9 protein-coding genes are annotated in these 13,337 nt (G+C 74.2%); 5 read left to right on the top strand and 4 right to left on the bottom strand.

Annotation, left to right across the window (positions count from 1 at the left end; translation table 11 throughout):
- Positions 1-92 precede the first annotated feature (92 nt).
- The 3 genes from ACTHAM_RS03640 to ACTHAM_RS03630 all read right to left on the bottom strand — a co-directional run bounded on the left by ACTHAM_RS03640 (position 93) and on the right by ACTHAM_RS03630 (position 5,196).
- A complete protein-coding gene (locus ACTHAM_RS03640; RefSeq protein ID WP_440684428.1) occupies positions 93-1,523 on the bottom strand; it encodes an ATP-binding protein in 1,431 nt (476 codons plus the stop codon).
- Positions 1,524-1,626: 103 nt separating this feature from the next.
- Positions 1,627-2,262: a cysteine hydrolase gene (locus ACTHAM_RS03635; RefSeq protein ID WP_440684426.1), complete on the bottom strand. Its 636-nt coding sequence runs from the start codon at positions 2,260-2,262 to the stop codon at positions 1,627-1,629.
- Between the two features lie 75 nt (positions 2,263-2,337).
- Positions 2,338-5,196, bottom strand: coding sequence for an FAD-binding and (Fe-S)-binding domain-containing protein (locus ACTHAM_RS03630; protein ID WP_440684424.1), 2,859 nt, complete (start codon positions 5,194-5,196; stop codon positions 2,338-2,340).
- Positions 5,197-5,297: 101 nt separating this feature from the next.
- On the opposite strand from ACTHAM_RS03630, the gene ACTHAM_RS03625 reads away from it, so the two are divergent.
- The 3 genes from ACTHAM_RS03625 to ACTHAM_RS03615 are packed head-to-tail and all read left to right on the top strand — an operon-like array spanning position 5,298 to position 8,617.
- Complete coding sequence (locus tag ACTHAM_RS03625) at positions 5,298-6,104, top strand: GntR family transcriptional regulator (protein ID WP_440684422.1); 807 nt, start codon at positions 5,298-5,300, stop codon at positions 6,102-6,104.
- The gene (locus ACTHAM_RS03620; RefSeq protein WP_440684419.1) at positions 6,076-6,948 is read left to right on the top strand and encodes an ABC transporter ATP-binding protein; all 873 of its coding nucleotides are present in this window, start codon (positions 6,076-6,078) and stop codon (positions 6,946-6,948) included. Before ACTHAM_RS03625 ends, ACTHAM_RS03620 begins: the two co-directional genes overlap by 29 nt.
- A 25-nt stretch (positions 6,949-6,973) precedes the next feature.
- The gene (locus ACTHAM_RS03615) at positions 6,974-8,617 is read left to right on the top strand and encodes a hypothetical protein (RefSeq protein WP_440684417.1); all 1,644 of its coding nucleotides are present in this window, start codon (positions 6,974-6,976) and stop codon (positions 8,615-8,617) included.
- On the opposite strand, the gene ACTHAM_RS03610 is transcribed toward ACTHAM_RS03615, so the two are convergent.
- On the bottom strand, positions 8,604-10,049 hold the full coding sequence (locus ACTHAM_RS03610; protein WP_440684415.1) for a diguanylate cyclase domain-containing protein: 1,446 nt from the start codon (positions 10,047-10,049) through the stop codon (positions 8,604-8,606). The two genes, ACTHAM_RS03615 and ACTHAM_RS03610, sit on opposite strands and share 14 nt — an antisense overlap.
- A 166-nt stretch (positions 10,050-10,215) precedes the next feature.
- Between ACTHAM_RS03610 and ACTHAM_RS03605 the strand changes: the two genes are divergently transcribed.
- A complete protein-coding gene (locus tag ACTHAM_RS03605; protein WP_440684413.1) occupies positions 10,216-11,925 on the top strand; it encodes a sensor histidine kinase in 1,710 nt (569 codons plus the stop codon).
- A 119-nt stretch (positions 11,926-12,044) separates the two neighbouring features.
- Positions 12,045-13,304, top strand: a complete 1,260-nt coding sequence (locus ACTHAM_RS03600; protein ID WP_440684411.1) for a hypothetical protein — start codon at positions 12,045-12,047, stop codon at positions 13,302-13,304.
- The last annotated feature ends 33 nt before the right edge of the window (positions 13,305-13,337 follow it).

Below are 13,337 nucleotides of genomic sequence, written 5' to 3'. Positions count from 1 at the left end.
GACTCTCGGGCGCTCGGTGCGCGCAAGACGTACTAGTTAGTCTAGTTGAACTATGGCAGCGGGCACGACCGCGGCCTCGCCGCGAGCACCGCCTACGGCCACGCCTGGAGCAGGTCGCCCGCCGTCCAGACCTGTGTGAGCCGATGGTCCGCGACGGCACCACCCGGGCACACCGCGACCAGAGGGGTCGCGGCACCGACCCCCGGGACGTGCGCGGCCTCCTGCGCGAGCGCACCGATCTCGGCCGCGGTGACCGGCTTGGTGGCGCGCCACTTGATGGTGCCGACGAAGGCGATCGACTCGGCGGGGCGGGCGTCCGCGGCCACCAGGTCGATCTCCGGCCGGTTGGTGCGCGGCCACCAGCCACCGATCTGCCTCGCGTGCGGCCACCGCTCGTCGGGCAGCAGGCGGGCGAGCGCCTGGCGGACGACGGGCTCGACGGCACGGCCGCGCCAGGCGGCGTAGCCCGCCTCGAACCGCGCGGACGCGAGGTCGGGTCTGCCCCGGTCGATGTCGGGCAGCGCGGGTTCGACGACCGCGAGCCAGAACCGCAGCGCAGGGTCCGCCACGCGCCAGCGTCGGTCCTTCGTCGCACGTCTCGTCGACAGGGGCTCGTCGGCCTCGACGACGCGCTTCTCGACGAGCAGGGCCAGCGACCGGTCCAGCGTGGTGGCCGAGATCGCACCGGTGAGCCGCTGGAGGATGCCGGTGTACGTGCGCTCACCCTTGCCGCCGATGGCCGCCAGCACGGCGCGCGCGTGGCTCGACTCCGGCAGCTCACCGTCCAGGACCCGGGTGCCGGAGACCACGAGCGCGCTGGTCGACCGCTCGAAGGAGCGGCGGATGAATGCGGTCGGGGTCTGCCCGTGGGTCCACTCCTGGGCGACGAGCGGCTGGCCACCTGTGACGAGGTGGGCGTCGAAGGCTGCCATCCCGCTCAGGCCGGTCATCCGGGCGACGTCCTGCGGCGACAGCGCGTGCAGCACCATCTCGGTGGCCCGGCCGTGGAACGGCTGGTCGGGACGGTTCAGGGACTCCATCATCCCGAGGTCGCTGCCGAGCAGGAGCAGAAGCACGGGCCGCTGGGACAACTCGCGGTCCCACACCCGTTGGAGCTCGCCCGCCCCGCCTTCGAACCCCTCGAGGAGCCAGGGCAGCTCGTCGATGACCACGATCGCCGGGCCGTCGGTCGGCAGCGCCGCGGCCAGCAGGCGCAGGGCAGCCGTGAGCGACGCCGGCGTGTTGCCGTCGGCGACGGCGGCGCCCGACAGGGTGGACGTGGCGATCGCGTCGGCGAGCAGCGCCAGCTCGTCGGCCACCGGCGCTCGCCGAGCGGCCTGGAAGTAGACGCTGGGCAGCTGGGCGCGACGGATCAGCTCCGTGACGAGCCGGGACTTCCCCACGCGCCGTCTGCCGCGGAGGAGCACCGCGACCCCGGCGTCGGCCCGGCTCCCTCTGCGCACGACGTCCAGGTGCGCGTCCAGCTCGTCGAGCTCGGCCTGCCGACCGATGAAGCCCGCCATCTGCACCCTCCGTCGTCGAACCCCCGCGGAGAATACTATTCCTCACGGGGGTTCCGTGCACCGACGACGCCGGAGGACGTGCACCACCCTCGGCGCAGCCCGGTCAGTACCCCCGCGACGAGTCGGCCGTGACCGCAGCACCGCGCAGCGTCGCGACGTACTCGGCGACCGTCATGGGCTTGGAGAACATCGGGTAGTCGTACGTGATCGCGTTGGCGTGCTCGGCCTCGGAGGTCGCACCGACCGCGTCGGTGAGCGTGATGACCTCGAAGCCCTTCTCGTACGCCGAACGCATGGTCGACTCGACGCAGCAGTTGGTGAGGAAGCCGGCCAGGACCACGGTGCTGATGCCCTTGGACCGCAGGATGAAGTCGAGGTTGGTCGAGCCGAACGCGTCCAGGCCCCGCTTGCCCTCGATGACGATGTCACCCTCGACCGGGGCCACGTCCTCGACGATCTGCGCACCCCACGTGCCCTTGACGAACGCGGTCGAGTCGACGACGCCCTTGAGGATCCCGTAGGGGTGCGCGGTGATCTCGTGGTACCCGGCCTCGAAGCTGATCGGGCTGTGGATGACGGTCGCACCGGCGGCCCGGGTGGCCTCGAGCGCCGTGCGGGCGTGGGCGAGCATGCCGGTGCTCTCCATGGTTCCCTGCACCGCGCCGTGCAGGGCACCGCCCTCGCTGGTGAAGTCGTTCTGGAACTCGATCAGGACGAGTGCCGTGGTCTCCGGGTTCATCGCGTGCTCCTTCGCTGGATGTTCCGAACTGCTGGATGTTCCGAACTGCTGGATGTGACGGGACGGACGTGCGGGTCAGTGGGGGTCGGGCGGGTCACCGAGGGCCTGCTCGGCGAGCAGCTCGACGACGTGCCGGTAGGTCTGGCCGGTGGCGCGCGTCATGCCCAGCTCGCACGTGCGGTTGCAGCTGGCGTGCCCCTGGGCGCCGATCCGGGCGACCTCGGTGGCCTCGCGCCGGGTGGCGGACGCCGTCAGCTCGGGGTGCAGCAGGCCGCGGTCGCCGGCGAACGCGCAGCAGCCCCAGTCGAGCGGCACGGTGACGGTCTCGGCGACCGCCTCGGCGACGGTGACGAGTGCCGGGTCGAGCCCGAGCTGGATGGACGAGCAGGTGGGGTGCAGCGTGAGCGAGTCGAGCCGCCGGTACGCCACGGCGCGCTCCCCCAGCACCGGCAGTACGCGCTCGGCGACGTACGTGACGACGTCGACGACCTGGACGTCCAGCGACGGGTCGCTCTCGACGAGGTGCCGGAACCCCTCGGTGCACGAGGACGCATCGCAGACCACGGGCAACCGGCCCCCGTCGGTGGCCTCGCGCAGCACGGGCAGCACGTTCTCGCGCATGGCCGTGTGACCCGCGACGACGCCCTTGGAGGACCACGGCGTGCCGCAGCACAGGGCGTCGATCCCCTCGGGGACCAGCAGGGTGAGCCCGGCGGCCGCGCAGAGGTCCTCGAACGCGACCTGCACCCCGGGGCTCCCGGGCGCGGGACCGAACATGACGTTCACGCAGGCGGGCAGGTACACGGCGTCGGCGGCGCCGGTCGGTCGAGGGCGCCGCCGCCGGGCGCCCCCGCCGGGCAGCTCGGCGGACCACAGCGGCACGGTGTCCGACCCGAGCACGGCGCGCGCGGCGACGTTGACCGCGGTGACGGCGGGGGCGAGCGGGCCGGGCAGGGCGTCGAGCGCGCTGAGCGCGGTCCGTGCCACCGTGGTGGCCGGACCCCAGCCGTGCGCGGCAGCCGTCCACGCGAGCGCGGCAGGCGCCGGCAGGTTCTCCCGGCGCAGCGTCTTGACCAGCAGCCCGGTGTTGATGCCCACGGGGCACGCGGTTCCGCACATCCCGTCGACCGCGCACGTGTGCGTGCCCGGGTAGGTGAAGGCCCGTTCGAGCCGGTGAGCCGTGGCGGTGTCGCCGGCGAGCTCGGCGCTGCGGATGTCACGGCGCAGCGCGATCCGCTGACGGGGCGTGAGCGTGAGGTCGCGCGAGGGGCACACGGGTTCGCAGTAGCCGCACTCGACGCACCGGTCGACCTCGGCCTGCACGGTCGGCGCGAGCTTGATGTGCCGCAGGTGCGCGTCCGGGTCGTCGTCGAGCAGGACACCGGGGTTGAGCAGCCCGCGCGGGTCGAACAGGTGCTTGACCTGCCGCATCACGTCGTACAGCTCGTCGCCGTACTGGCGGCGGACGAACGGCGCCATGACCCGACCGGTGCCGTGCTCGGCCTTGAGCGACCCGCCGTGCCCGAGTACCAGGTCGACGAGGTCCTCGGTGAACCCGCGGTAGCGGGACAGCTGCTCACCGGTCTCGAACCGGTCGGTGAGCATGAAGTGGATGTTGCCGTCCTTGGCGTGACCGAAGATCACCGCGTCGTCGTACCCGTAGACCGAGAAGAGCGCGGTGAGGCTGGCGCACGTGTCGGCCAGCCGGGCCACGGGCACGACGACATCCTCGAGCAGCGCGGTCGTCCCGCTGCGGCGGGCGCCGGCAACCGACGTGTAGAGCCCCTTGCGCAGCTTCCACAGCTCACCGCGGACGGTGGCGTCCGTGCTGAGGTGCGCGGGTGCGCTCAGGGGCAGCGCGGCCAGGGCGGGGCCGGCCGCCTCGACGACCGCGGCCAGCTCGTCCTCGGTCGTGGCCTGGTACTCCAGCAGCAGGGCGGCCTGCTGCGTGACGGTCAGGGCCCGGACCAGCGCGGGCGAGCCGGCCAGCTGCTGCCCCACCCGCAGCGACGTGGCGTCCATCAGCTCGAGGGTGGCCGCGCCGGTCGCGACCAGTGCGGGCAGTGCCCGGTTGGCGGCGTACAGGTCGTCGAACACGAGCAGCGCGGAAGCGGTGCGTGCCCGGACGGGCACGGTGCGGAACGTGGCCGAGGCGACGAACGCGAGCGTGCCCTCGCTGCCCACCAGCAGGTGCGCGAGGATCTGCGGCACGCTCGCGAAGTCGACCAGGGCGTTGAGCCCGTAGCCCATGGTGTTCTTCATCGCGAACTGCCGGGCCACGGCCGCGGTCGAGGTCGGGTCGTCGAGCACCCGTCGGCGCAGGGCGAGCAGGCCGGCGTGCAGGGCGGGTTCCAGGGCGCGCAGCCGGTCGTCCGCGTCGGCCGCACCGGTGTCCACCACGGTGCCGGACGGCAGCACCGCGACCAGCGACTCCAGCGTGCGGTAGCTGTTCTCGACCGTGCCGCACGCCATGCCCGAGGAGTTGTTGGCCACGACTCCCCCGACCGTGCAGGCCGCCTCGCTGGCCGGGTCGGGTCCGAACCGGCGGCCGTACCGCGCCAGGCGTGCGTTGAGGTGCCGCACCGTCACCCCCGGCTGCACGCGCACCCGGGCGCCCTCGTCGAGCACGTCGACCCGGGTGAAGTGCCGGCGCACGTCGGCCAGCACGCCCGCACCGCCGGCCTGCCCGGACAGGCTCGTGCCACCCGACCGGAACGTCAGCGGCACGCCGGCGGCGGCGGTGGCCTGCAGCAGCCGGGCGACCTCGTCGGCGTCGCGCGGTGCGACCACGGCGGAAGGGACGAGCAGCACGTGGGAGGCGTCGTGCGCGAGCGCGCGCAGCATGAGCTCGTCGGTGCGCACCTGGGCGCGGTCGGCGACGCATCCGCCGAGCAGGTCGGCGAGCGTGCCCGGCGTCGTTGCCGTCGCGGTCATGGGTCTCCTTGTCGCGCGTGGCACGATTGTCGGACAAGTAGACGCAAGGGACAAGAGTCCTAGAAGATCGAGCTCTTCGACGACGTGGACGAGGGGACGGCATGGCGCGCGACATCGTGGTGACGAGCCTGGTCGACGCGGTGGTCGACGACCTGCGCACCCTGGTGGTCCAGGGCGACCTCGCTCCGGGCACACCCCTGACCGAGAAGGACGTCGCCGAGCGCTACGACATCGCCCGCGCCAGCGCCCGCGCCGCGATCGAACGGCTCACCGCCGAGCACGTCCTGGTCCGGCGCAACCACAAGACCGCCCGCGTCGTCGACCTCGGCCCCGACGACGTGCGCGACATCTACCGCACCCGCACCTACCTGGAGTCCGAGGTGCTGCGCCGCCTCGCCCACGACCGGCTCGTGCCCGCGTCCGCGCGCGAGGCCAACGCGGAGATCGCCACCCTGTGGGCCGACGGTTCGTACGCGGTCGTCGAGCCCGACATGCGGTTCCACACCAGCCTCGTCGACGCCCTCGGCAGCGCCCGGACCAGCGCGGTCTACCACTCGCTCGCGTTCGAGGTGAAGCTCTGCATGGCCCAGCTGCAGGGTCGCCAGCGGCTGAGCCCGCAGATCATCGTCGCCGAGCACGCCCGACTGCTCGAGCTCCTCGAGGCCGGAGACGGCGACGGGGCCGCGCGACTGCTCGACGAGCACCTCGCCCGCGCCCGCGAGCTGCTCGCCGCGAGCCTCGGCGGCGAGGCGGGACCGGAGGCCTCACGCCCGTCGTCGGCGCTGCCCGACCAGGATGCGGCCCCGCTGGCCGGCTCACCTCCGGAGGGCCAGCCTGGGGGTGTCGGGGCACGTGCCTCGACGACCCAGGAGGCCGCCGATGGTCCACCCCGTCATCGCCACCCGTGACCTGACCAAGCACTACGGGCACGTCGCGGCGCTCGAGGGCCTCGACCTCGAGGTGCACCCCGGTGAGGTGTTCGGCTTCCTCGGACCCAACGGCGCCGGGAAGTCGACGCTGATCCGGCTGCTGCTCGACCTGATCCGGCCGACACGAGGAGCGGCCTGGATCCTGGGGCGGCCCGTGCACGACGTCGAGCAGGTCCACCGGCACGTCGGCTACCTGCCCGGAGACGTGTCGTTGTGGCCGCAGCTGACCGGCACGGAGACCCTCGACCTCCTCGGGCAGGTGACCGGGGGCACCGACCCCGCCCACCGCGCCGAGCTGGTCGAGCGGTTCCAGCTGGACCCGTCCGTGCGGGTGCGCAGCCTCTCGCGCGGGACCCGGCAGAAGGTGGCCCTGGTCGCCGCCCTCATGTCCCGCGCCGAGCTGCTGCTCCTCGACGAGCCCACGGCCGGCCTCGACCCGCTGATGGAGGCCGAGTTCCAGGCCGTGGTCCGTGAGGCCGCGTCCCGGGGCCAGACCGTGTTCCTGTCGTCGCACATCCTGGCCGAGGTCGAGGACCTGTGCGACAGGGTGGGCATGCTCCGCGCGGGCCTGCTCGTGGAGGTCGCGGCCCTCGAGGACCTGCGCCGGATGCACACCACGGTCTACGACCTCACCGTCGACGGCCCCGCACCCGAGCTGTCCGACGTCCCGGGCGTGACGTCCGTCGAGACCACACCGACCGGTCTGCGGGTCTCGGTCGCCGGCGCGCCGACGGCACTGCTCGCCCGGCTCGCCGGGTGCAGCGTGACCCGGCTGACCAGCGAGGAGCTGTCGCTGGAGCAGATCTTCCTCACCTACTACTGACGCCGGCGCACAGGAAGGAACGGCGGTGAGCTCCACGCACCGAGGTGCCGACACGCACCGCGCCGTCACCGAGCGCGCACGGGCGCGGCCCGACCGCGCAGCCGCCCTGCTCTCGGTCCGCCTCCTGCGGCGGGGCGTCGCGATCATGGCCGGCGCGCTCGCCGCGTACTCCGTGCTCGAGGTCGAGGTGTTCGAGCGCACCTACCCCGACCAGCAGTCCCGGGAGCTGCTCGTCAGGCTCGGGCAGGACCCGGCGCTGCAGTTCTTCTCCGGGTCGCCGTACGGCACCTCGGTCGGCGCCCTGGCGCTGTGGGACGCCGGCTGGCTGTTCCTGCTCATCGTGGGCGTGTGGGCGGTGGTCACCACGGCCCGGCTGCTGCGTGCCGACGAGGACGCCGGCCGCACCGACCTCCTGCTCACCGGGCCCGTCCGAGCAGCCCGCCTGCTCGTCGGGCAGCTGGCCGTGCTGCTGGGCGCATGTGTCGCGGTGGGGGTCGTGCACGGGTGTGCTCTCGCGCTCGCCGGGGCGCAGTGGGGTGGATCCCTGCTCTACGGCGCCCTCGTGGTGGGCGTCGGGGCCACGTTCGTCGCGGTCACGGCCACGGCCTGCCAGCTGCTCGCGCCGCGCGGACGGGCCCTGGGCCTGGGCGCACTTCTGCTCGGCGCCTCGTTCCTGCTGAGGATGGTCGCGAACAGCGCCGACGAACGGGCCTGGCTGCGGTGGGTGACACCCCTCGGCTGGATCGACCAGGTCCGCCCCTTCGGCGACGACCGCGTGGTCGTCCTGCTCCTCCCCCTGGCCGTCACCGCCACGTTCGCCACCGCCGCCGTGCTGCTGCGCCGCGGACGTGACACCGGTGCCGCGCTGCTCCGCGAGCGCGGGTCGCACCGGTCGCACCGGCTCGGGCTGGGGGGCCCGACGGCGTTCGCGGCGCGCTCGGCCGCGCCCGTCGTGCTCGCGTGGGTGGTCGGTCTCGCCGCCTGGGGAGCGCTGGCCGGTTCGCTCCTGCCGATCATGGCCCGGTTCGTCGAGCAGGACGCCAGCTACCGGGCGATCCTCGAGGCCTTCGGCATGGACGCGGACGCCGTGGTCGGCGAGTTCCTCGCCATGACGGCCGCGGTCACCGGCGTCGCGCTCGGCCTGTTCGTCGCCTGGCGGCTGGGGGCGGCGCGCGCCGACGAGGCGAGCGGGCGGCTCGACCTGCTCCTGTGCCGACCGCTGCGGCGACGGCACTGGCTCGCCGGCCATGCCGGCGTCACCGCAGGGGCCGTCGTCCTGCTGGCCGCGGTCGAGGTCGTGGCGCTGCTGGTCGGATCCGGGGTGTCGGGCGGGCAGGCCGAGCCGCTCGACGTGGTGCGCGCCATGGCCAACGTGCTGCCGGCGGTCGCGGTGTTCGAGGGCGTCACCCTGCTCACGGTCGGGCTGGCCCCCCGGCTGACGATCGCCGTGGGGGCTGCCGTGCCGATCCTGACCTACGTCGTCCAGCTCCTCGGCCCCGCACTGGACTGGCCGCAGGCCGTGGTGGGGCTGTCACCGTTCGAGCACCTGGCAGCGGTCCCGGTCGAACCGGTGGCACTCGCCCCCGTCCTCGTCCTGAGCGCGATCGCGGTCGCCCTCGGTGCCACGGGGGTCCTGGCGTTCGAGCGCCGCGACCTCACATCGGCCTGACGAGGCCTCGGCGGGCTCGCTTCGCCTGGTACATGGCGGCGTCGGCCCGACCGAGCAACGCCTCCACGTCCGACACCTCCCCGGGGCCGAGCACGGCGAGCCCGACGCTGACCCGGCCGGAGGCCACGGCACCGCCGAGGTCGACCGGTTCCTCCATGGCCTGCGCGATCGTGTCGGCCAGGGCGAACCCGGCCCGTTCGGGGGCACCTTCGAGGACGACCACGAACTCGTCGCCGCCGCACCGGGCGACCAGCGCGTGCGCGGGCACGCAGGCGCGCAGCCGTGCGGTGACGGCCTGCAGCAGCCGGTCGCCTGCCAGGTGCCCGTGGGTGTCGTTGACCGACTTGAACTCGTCCAGGTCGAGGTACAGCAGCACGGCGCCGGGGACCTCGCCCGCGGCCACCCTGCCGAGCAGCCCGGTCAGGTGCGCGGTCAGGGTGCGCCGGTTGGGCAGGCCGGTCAGCTCGTCGCGCGTGGCCAGGTCGTGCAGCCGGCGTTCGGCCTCGGCCTGGTGCCGCGCGAGCAGGCCGATCCGGGCCACGACGAGCGGCACCATGAGCAGCGAGCCGGCGGTGAACAGCAGCACGTCGACCTCGCGCCCGAGCAGCTGCCCGAGCCCGGCGAGTGCGGGGTTCACCGCGAGCGCGGCCCCCAGGAACGCCAGGTGACGCCAGGTCAGACCGCGCGGCGGGGGCTCGGACCGGGCGAGCGCGGGCACGGCCGGGTGCACGAGCGCGGCGGCGAGGGCGAGCAGGGGGACGATGCACAACGCGCTCGGCCACCAGGCGGAGAGCCCGGTCGCGGGGTCGAGGGTGAGCGTGAAGCCGACGTCGCCGACGTTCGTGGCGAGCATCCCGGCGAGCAGGCACAGCGCGGGGAACCTCGCCTCGCGGGCGACGGCGGCGACGCGCACGACCATCCCGGTGAGTGAGGCGACCAGCAGTGCCAGCGCCATCTCGTCGGCCATGACGGCCGGGGTGGACCCGAGCCGCACGTGCGCGGGGTGCAGCACGACGCCCCACAGGAGGCTGGCGGCGGCCAGGCCGATGAGGACGGCGTCGAGCATGCCGCCGCCGTCCCGCCGGGTGTACGGCAGGGTGGCGGGCACGGCTCCGACGATGAGGAGCAGGTAGCCCAGCACGAGCGTGACCGTGGCGACGGTGCCCTGGGCGGGGCTGCCGGTCGTGGCGACGGCGTACGCGTTGTGCGTGTTGTGGGCGAGCAGCGAGGCGGCGCCCGCCAGCATCAGGGCCCAACCGGCGCGGTGCACGGCGGTGCGTCGGACCAGCTGGGCGGCGAGCACCACGAGCGGCACCGCGGTGGCCAGGGCGACGGCCGTGTAGCGCCAGGGGGCACCCAGCGTGCACATCGCGACGAGAGCGCCGAGGAGCAGCAGAAGACCTCCGGACACCCTCGTGCTGCGGCTGTCCACCTGCCCTCCGTGTCGTGACGTCGTCGTCCTGCTCATCGGCAGCAGGCCGCTCGTCGGTGAGCGTTCGCGGCCCCGCGGGGTAGCCGTCGTGGCGCGCCGCTGCCCCGTTCGGCGCGCCTTGGGCCTTGCCTTGGGACCAAGGTCCCTGTTCGCGTAGCGTGGGCTCTTGATATCGAGCGTGGAGGTTCCCGTGGAGCAGGTCGGTCCGTCCCTGGCGTCCCCGGACGTCGCCGCCGAGCTCCTGTCGGCGATCCTGAGCCTGGCCGGCGACCTGGACACCCCCAGCCTGCTCGAACGGTTCGTCAGCGCCAGCACGTCGTTGACCGGCGCCCGGTTCGGGGCGATCAACATCGTCGACGCCGAGGGCACGTCGACGACCTTCGTGCAGAGCGGCGTCGACGCGGCCACCGCCGCCGGCCTCGGGCACCCGCCGCACGCCCGGGGCGTGCTCGGGGCCATCCCCGACCAGGGCGTGCTGCGCCTGGACGACCTGCGCGAGCACCCCGCCTTCGTCGGCCTGCCCCCGGGCCACCCGCCGATGGGTTCGTTCCTCGGCGCGGCCGTCCGTGTGCGCGGCGAGCGGTACGGGACGCTCTACCTGTCCGAGAAGGACGGCGGGTTCGACGACCAGGACGAGTCGGTGGTGCTGTCGCTCGCCGCCGCCGCCGCGGTCGCCGTGCAGAACGCCCAGCTGTACGCGCTGGAACGCCGCCGGCAGCAGTGGCTGTCCGCCGCGCAGACCATCACCACCATGCTGCTGGAAGGTGCCGACCAGGAGGACGTGCTCGAACGCATCGCCCAGGCAGCGCAGGAGATCGACGGCGCCGACATCGCCGCACTCGCCCTGCCCGGCCCGGACGGCGAGCTGCTGCTCGAGATCGTCGCCGGCATCGACGGGCACGACCTGCTGGGCCTGGACGTGTCGGGCGACGTCCACGTGCACGCCGCGTTCAGCACCGGCACCGGACGCACCGCCGCGTCGTTGGCCTCCGCCGGACGCGACCAGGGCGTGCTCGCACCGCTCACCCGGTACGGGCCTGCGCTGTACGCCCCGCTGCACACCGCCGGGCAGGGCGTCGGTGTGCTCCTGCTGCTGCGGCCCGTGGGCGCGGCACCCTTCACCGACGACGACCTGGCCATGTCCGCGACGTTCGCCGCGCAGGCCGCCCTGGCGTTCGTGCTCGCCGAGGCCCAGCGCCTGCGCGGCCAGTCGGTGCTGCACGACGAGCGCACCAGGATCGCCCGCGACCTGCACGACATGGCGATCCAGCAGCTGTTCGCCGCCGGCATGCAGCTGGAGGGCGCCCGCCACGGCGAGGAGCCCGTCCCGCCCGGCGTGGCGCACGTGCTGGAGACCGCGGTCGGGCACGTCGACGCCGGCATCCGGCAGATCCGGGTGATCGTGCGCGCCCTGGACGACCCCGGCGCGACGGTGCCCCTGGTCGAGCGGGTGCAGGCCGAGGTCGAGCTGGCCCGCAGCTCACTGGGCTTCGCACCGCTGCTCACGGTCCGGCTCGACGGCGACCCGGTGCGCCTCGACGACGACAACCCCGCACCGATCTGGGCGATCGACGAGCTCGTGGCGCCCGGGCGGGCCAACAACGTGGTCGCCGTGGTGCGCGAAGGGCTCTCGAACGTGGCACGGCACGCCCGCTCCGGGTCCGTCTCGGTGCGCCTGGCGGTCACCTCGGCACCGCACGGCACCATCTCCGTGGAGGTCGAGGACGACGGCGTCGGTGTCCCCGTCGCACCGACCCGGGCGTCCGGCACCCGCAACCTGGCGCAGCGCGCGCAGGAGGCCGGTGGCACGTTCTCGCTGCTGCGACCCGCCTCGGGCCGCGGTGCGCTGCTGCGCTGGACCGCGCCGCTCGACTGAACGCACCGGGCCGCCCACAGCTCTCGCGACCCGACTTGTCCCGGCGGCCGGAGCACCCCGATCCACGACGCGGCACCCAGATGCTCCAGTGCAGCGCCCGGATGGCCGATGCTCTGCACGTGCCCCTCGCACCCGACGACCTGCCCCGATCACCCACCGGCCGCGTGCCGCAGTGGGTCTTCGACGAGTCCACGGGCCGTGCCACCGCCCCGACCGGGTGGCAGCCCGCCGACCCCGCCCCGCCCGGCGTCGTCCCGCACCCCACCCCAGGTGCAGCCCCTCGGCGGCACTCCCGCTGGCCCGCGGCGGTCGCGGTCCTCGCCGTCGTCGCCGTGGGCGCATGGGGGTTCCTCGGGGGTTCCGCCCCGCTCGGCGACGCCCTCGACGCCGCCCCCTGGAGCCGGTCCGACGCCACCCCCGCAGCCCCGCCCACCGCCGAGGTGGTCGCGCTCGCCGACGCCGCGCACCTGTCCGACGAGGGGCGCACGTTGTTCTACGGCACCGCACCGCAGCTGCTGGACGCCGCGTCCTTCGGCACGAGCTGCGCCCAGGGACAGCCGTCGGTGCCCGTCCGGGCCGACGGTGCCGTGGGCTGCTACGACCCGGTCGGTCACACGATCGTGCTGTACCGCCCCGGCGACGCCCGGCTGCAGGGGTTCGTGGTGGAGACGGCCGCGCACGAGACCCTGCACGCCGCCTGGGAGCGTCTGACCGACGACGAGCGCGACACCCTGACGCCCCTGCTGGAGGCGGAGGTCGCCACGTTCGCGGCGGACGACCCGATCCTCGAGCAGATCGCCGGCTCCGTCGGCACCCACCCGGAGAACCGCCCCACCGAGCTGTTCGCCTACCTGGGCACGCAGGTCTGGCGGGACGGCGGCCTGGACCCGCAGCTCGAGGCCGTCTACGCCCGGTTCGTCGCCGACCGGTCCGCACTGGTGGCCGTGCACACCGCGTGGCAGGGCATGCTCGACCAGCTCGTCGCGGACATCGACACCGCGTCGCAGGCGCTCGTCGACCAGGAGTACGCGAACGCCTCCGCCCGCGCACAGCTCGACGCGGACACCGCTGCGGTGGCCGGCTACCGGCAGAAGTACGACGCGAAACGCGCCGAGGTCGACGCGATGTCGGCCGACGAGCGCGCGCTGCTGCAGCTGTCGTGGGTGTGGTGGGACGGCACCGAGCTGCCGATGCGTGCCGCCGACCAGACCCTGGCGGCGGCCGCCGACCTGCTGGCCCGCGACGAGGCCGCCCTGGCGGACCGGACCGCCACGCTCGTGGCGGCCGAGGCGAGCGCGGCCGCCGAACGGACGCGCGTCGAGGGCCTGGTCACCGACGTGAACGCGCTGCAGGCCCAGCTGGACCCGGCGACCGCCTGACGGCCGTGTCGCGCCTGGCGCCTACGCTGCACG

This window comes from Cellulomonas soli (assembly GCF_052036975.1).
Classification (GTDB): Bacteria; Actinomycetota; Actinomycetes; order Actinomycetales; family Cellulomonadaceae; genus Cellulomonas; species Cellulomonas soli_A.
This window is presented reverse-complemented; position numbering and strand designations above follow the sequence as displayed.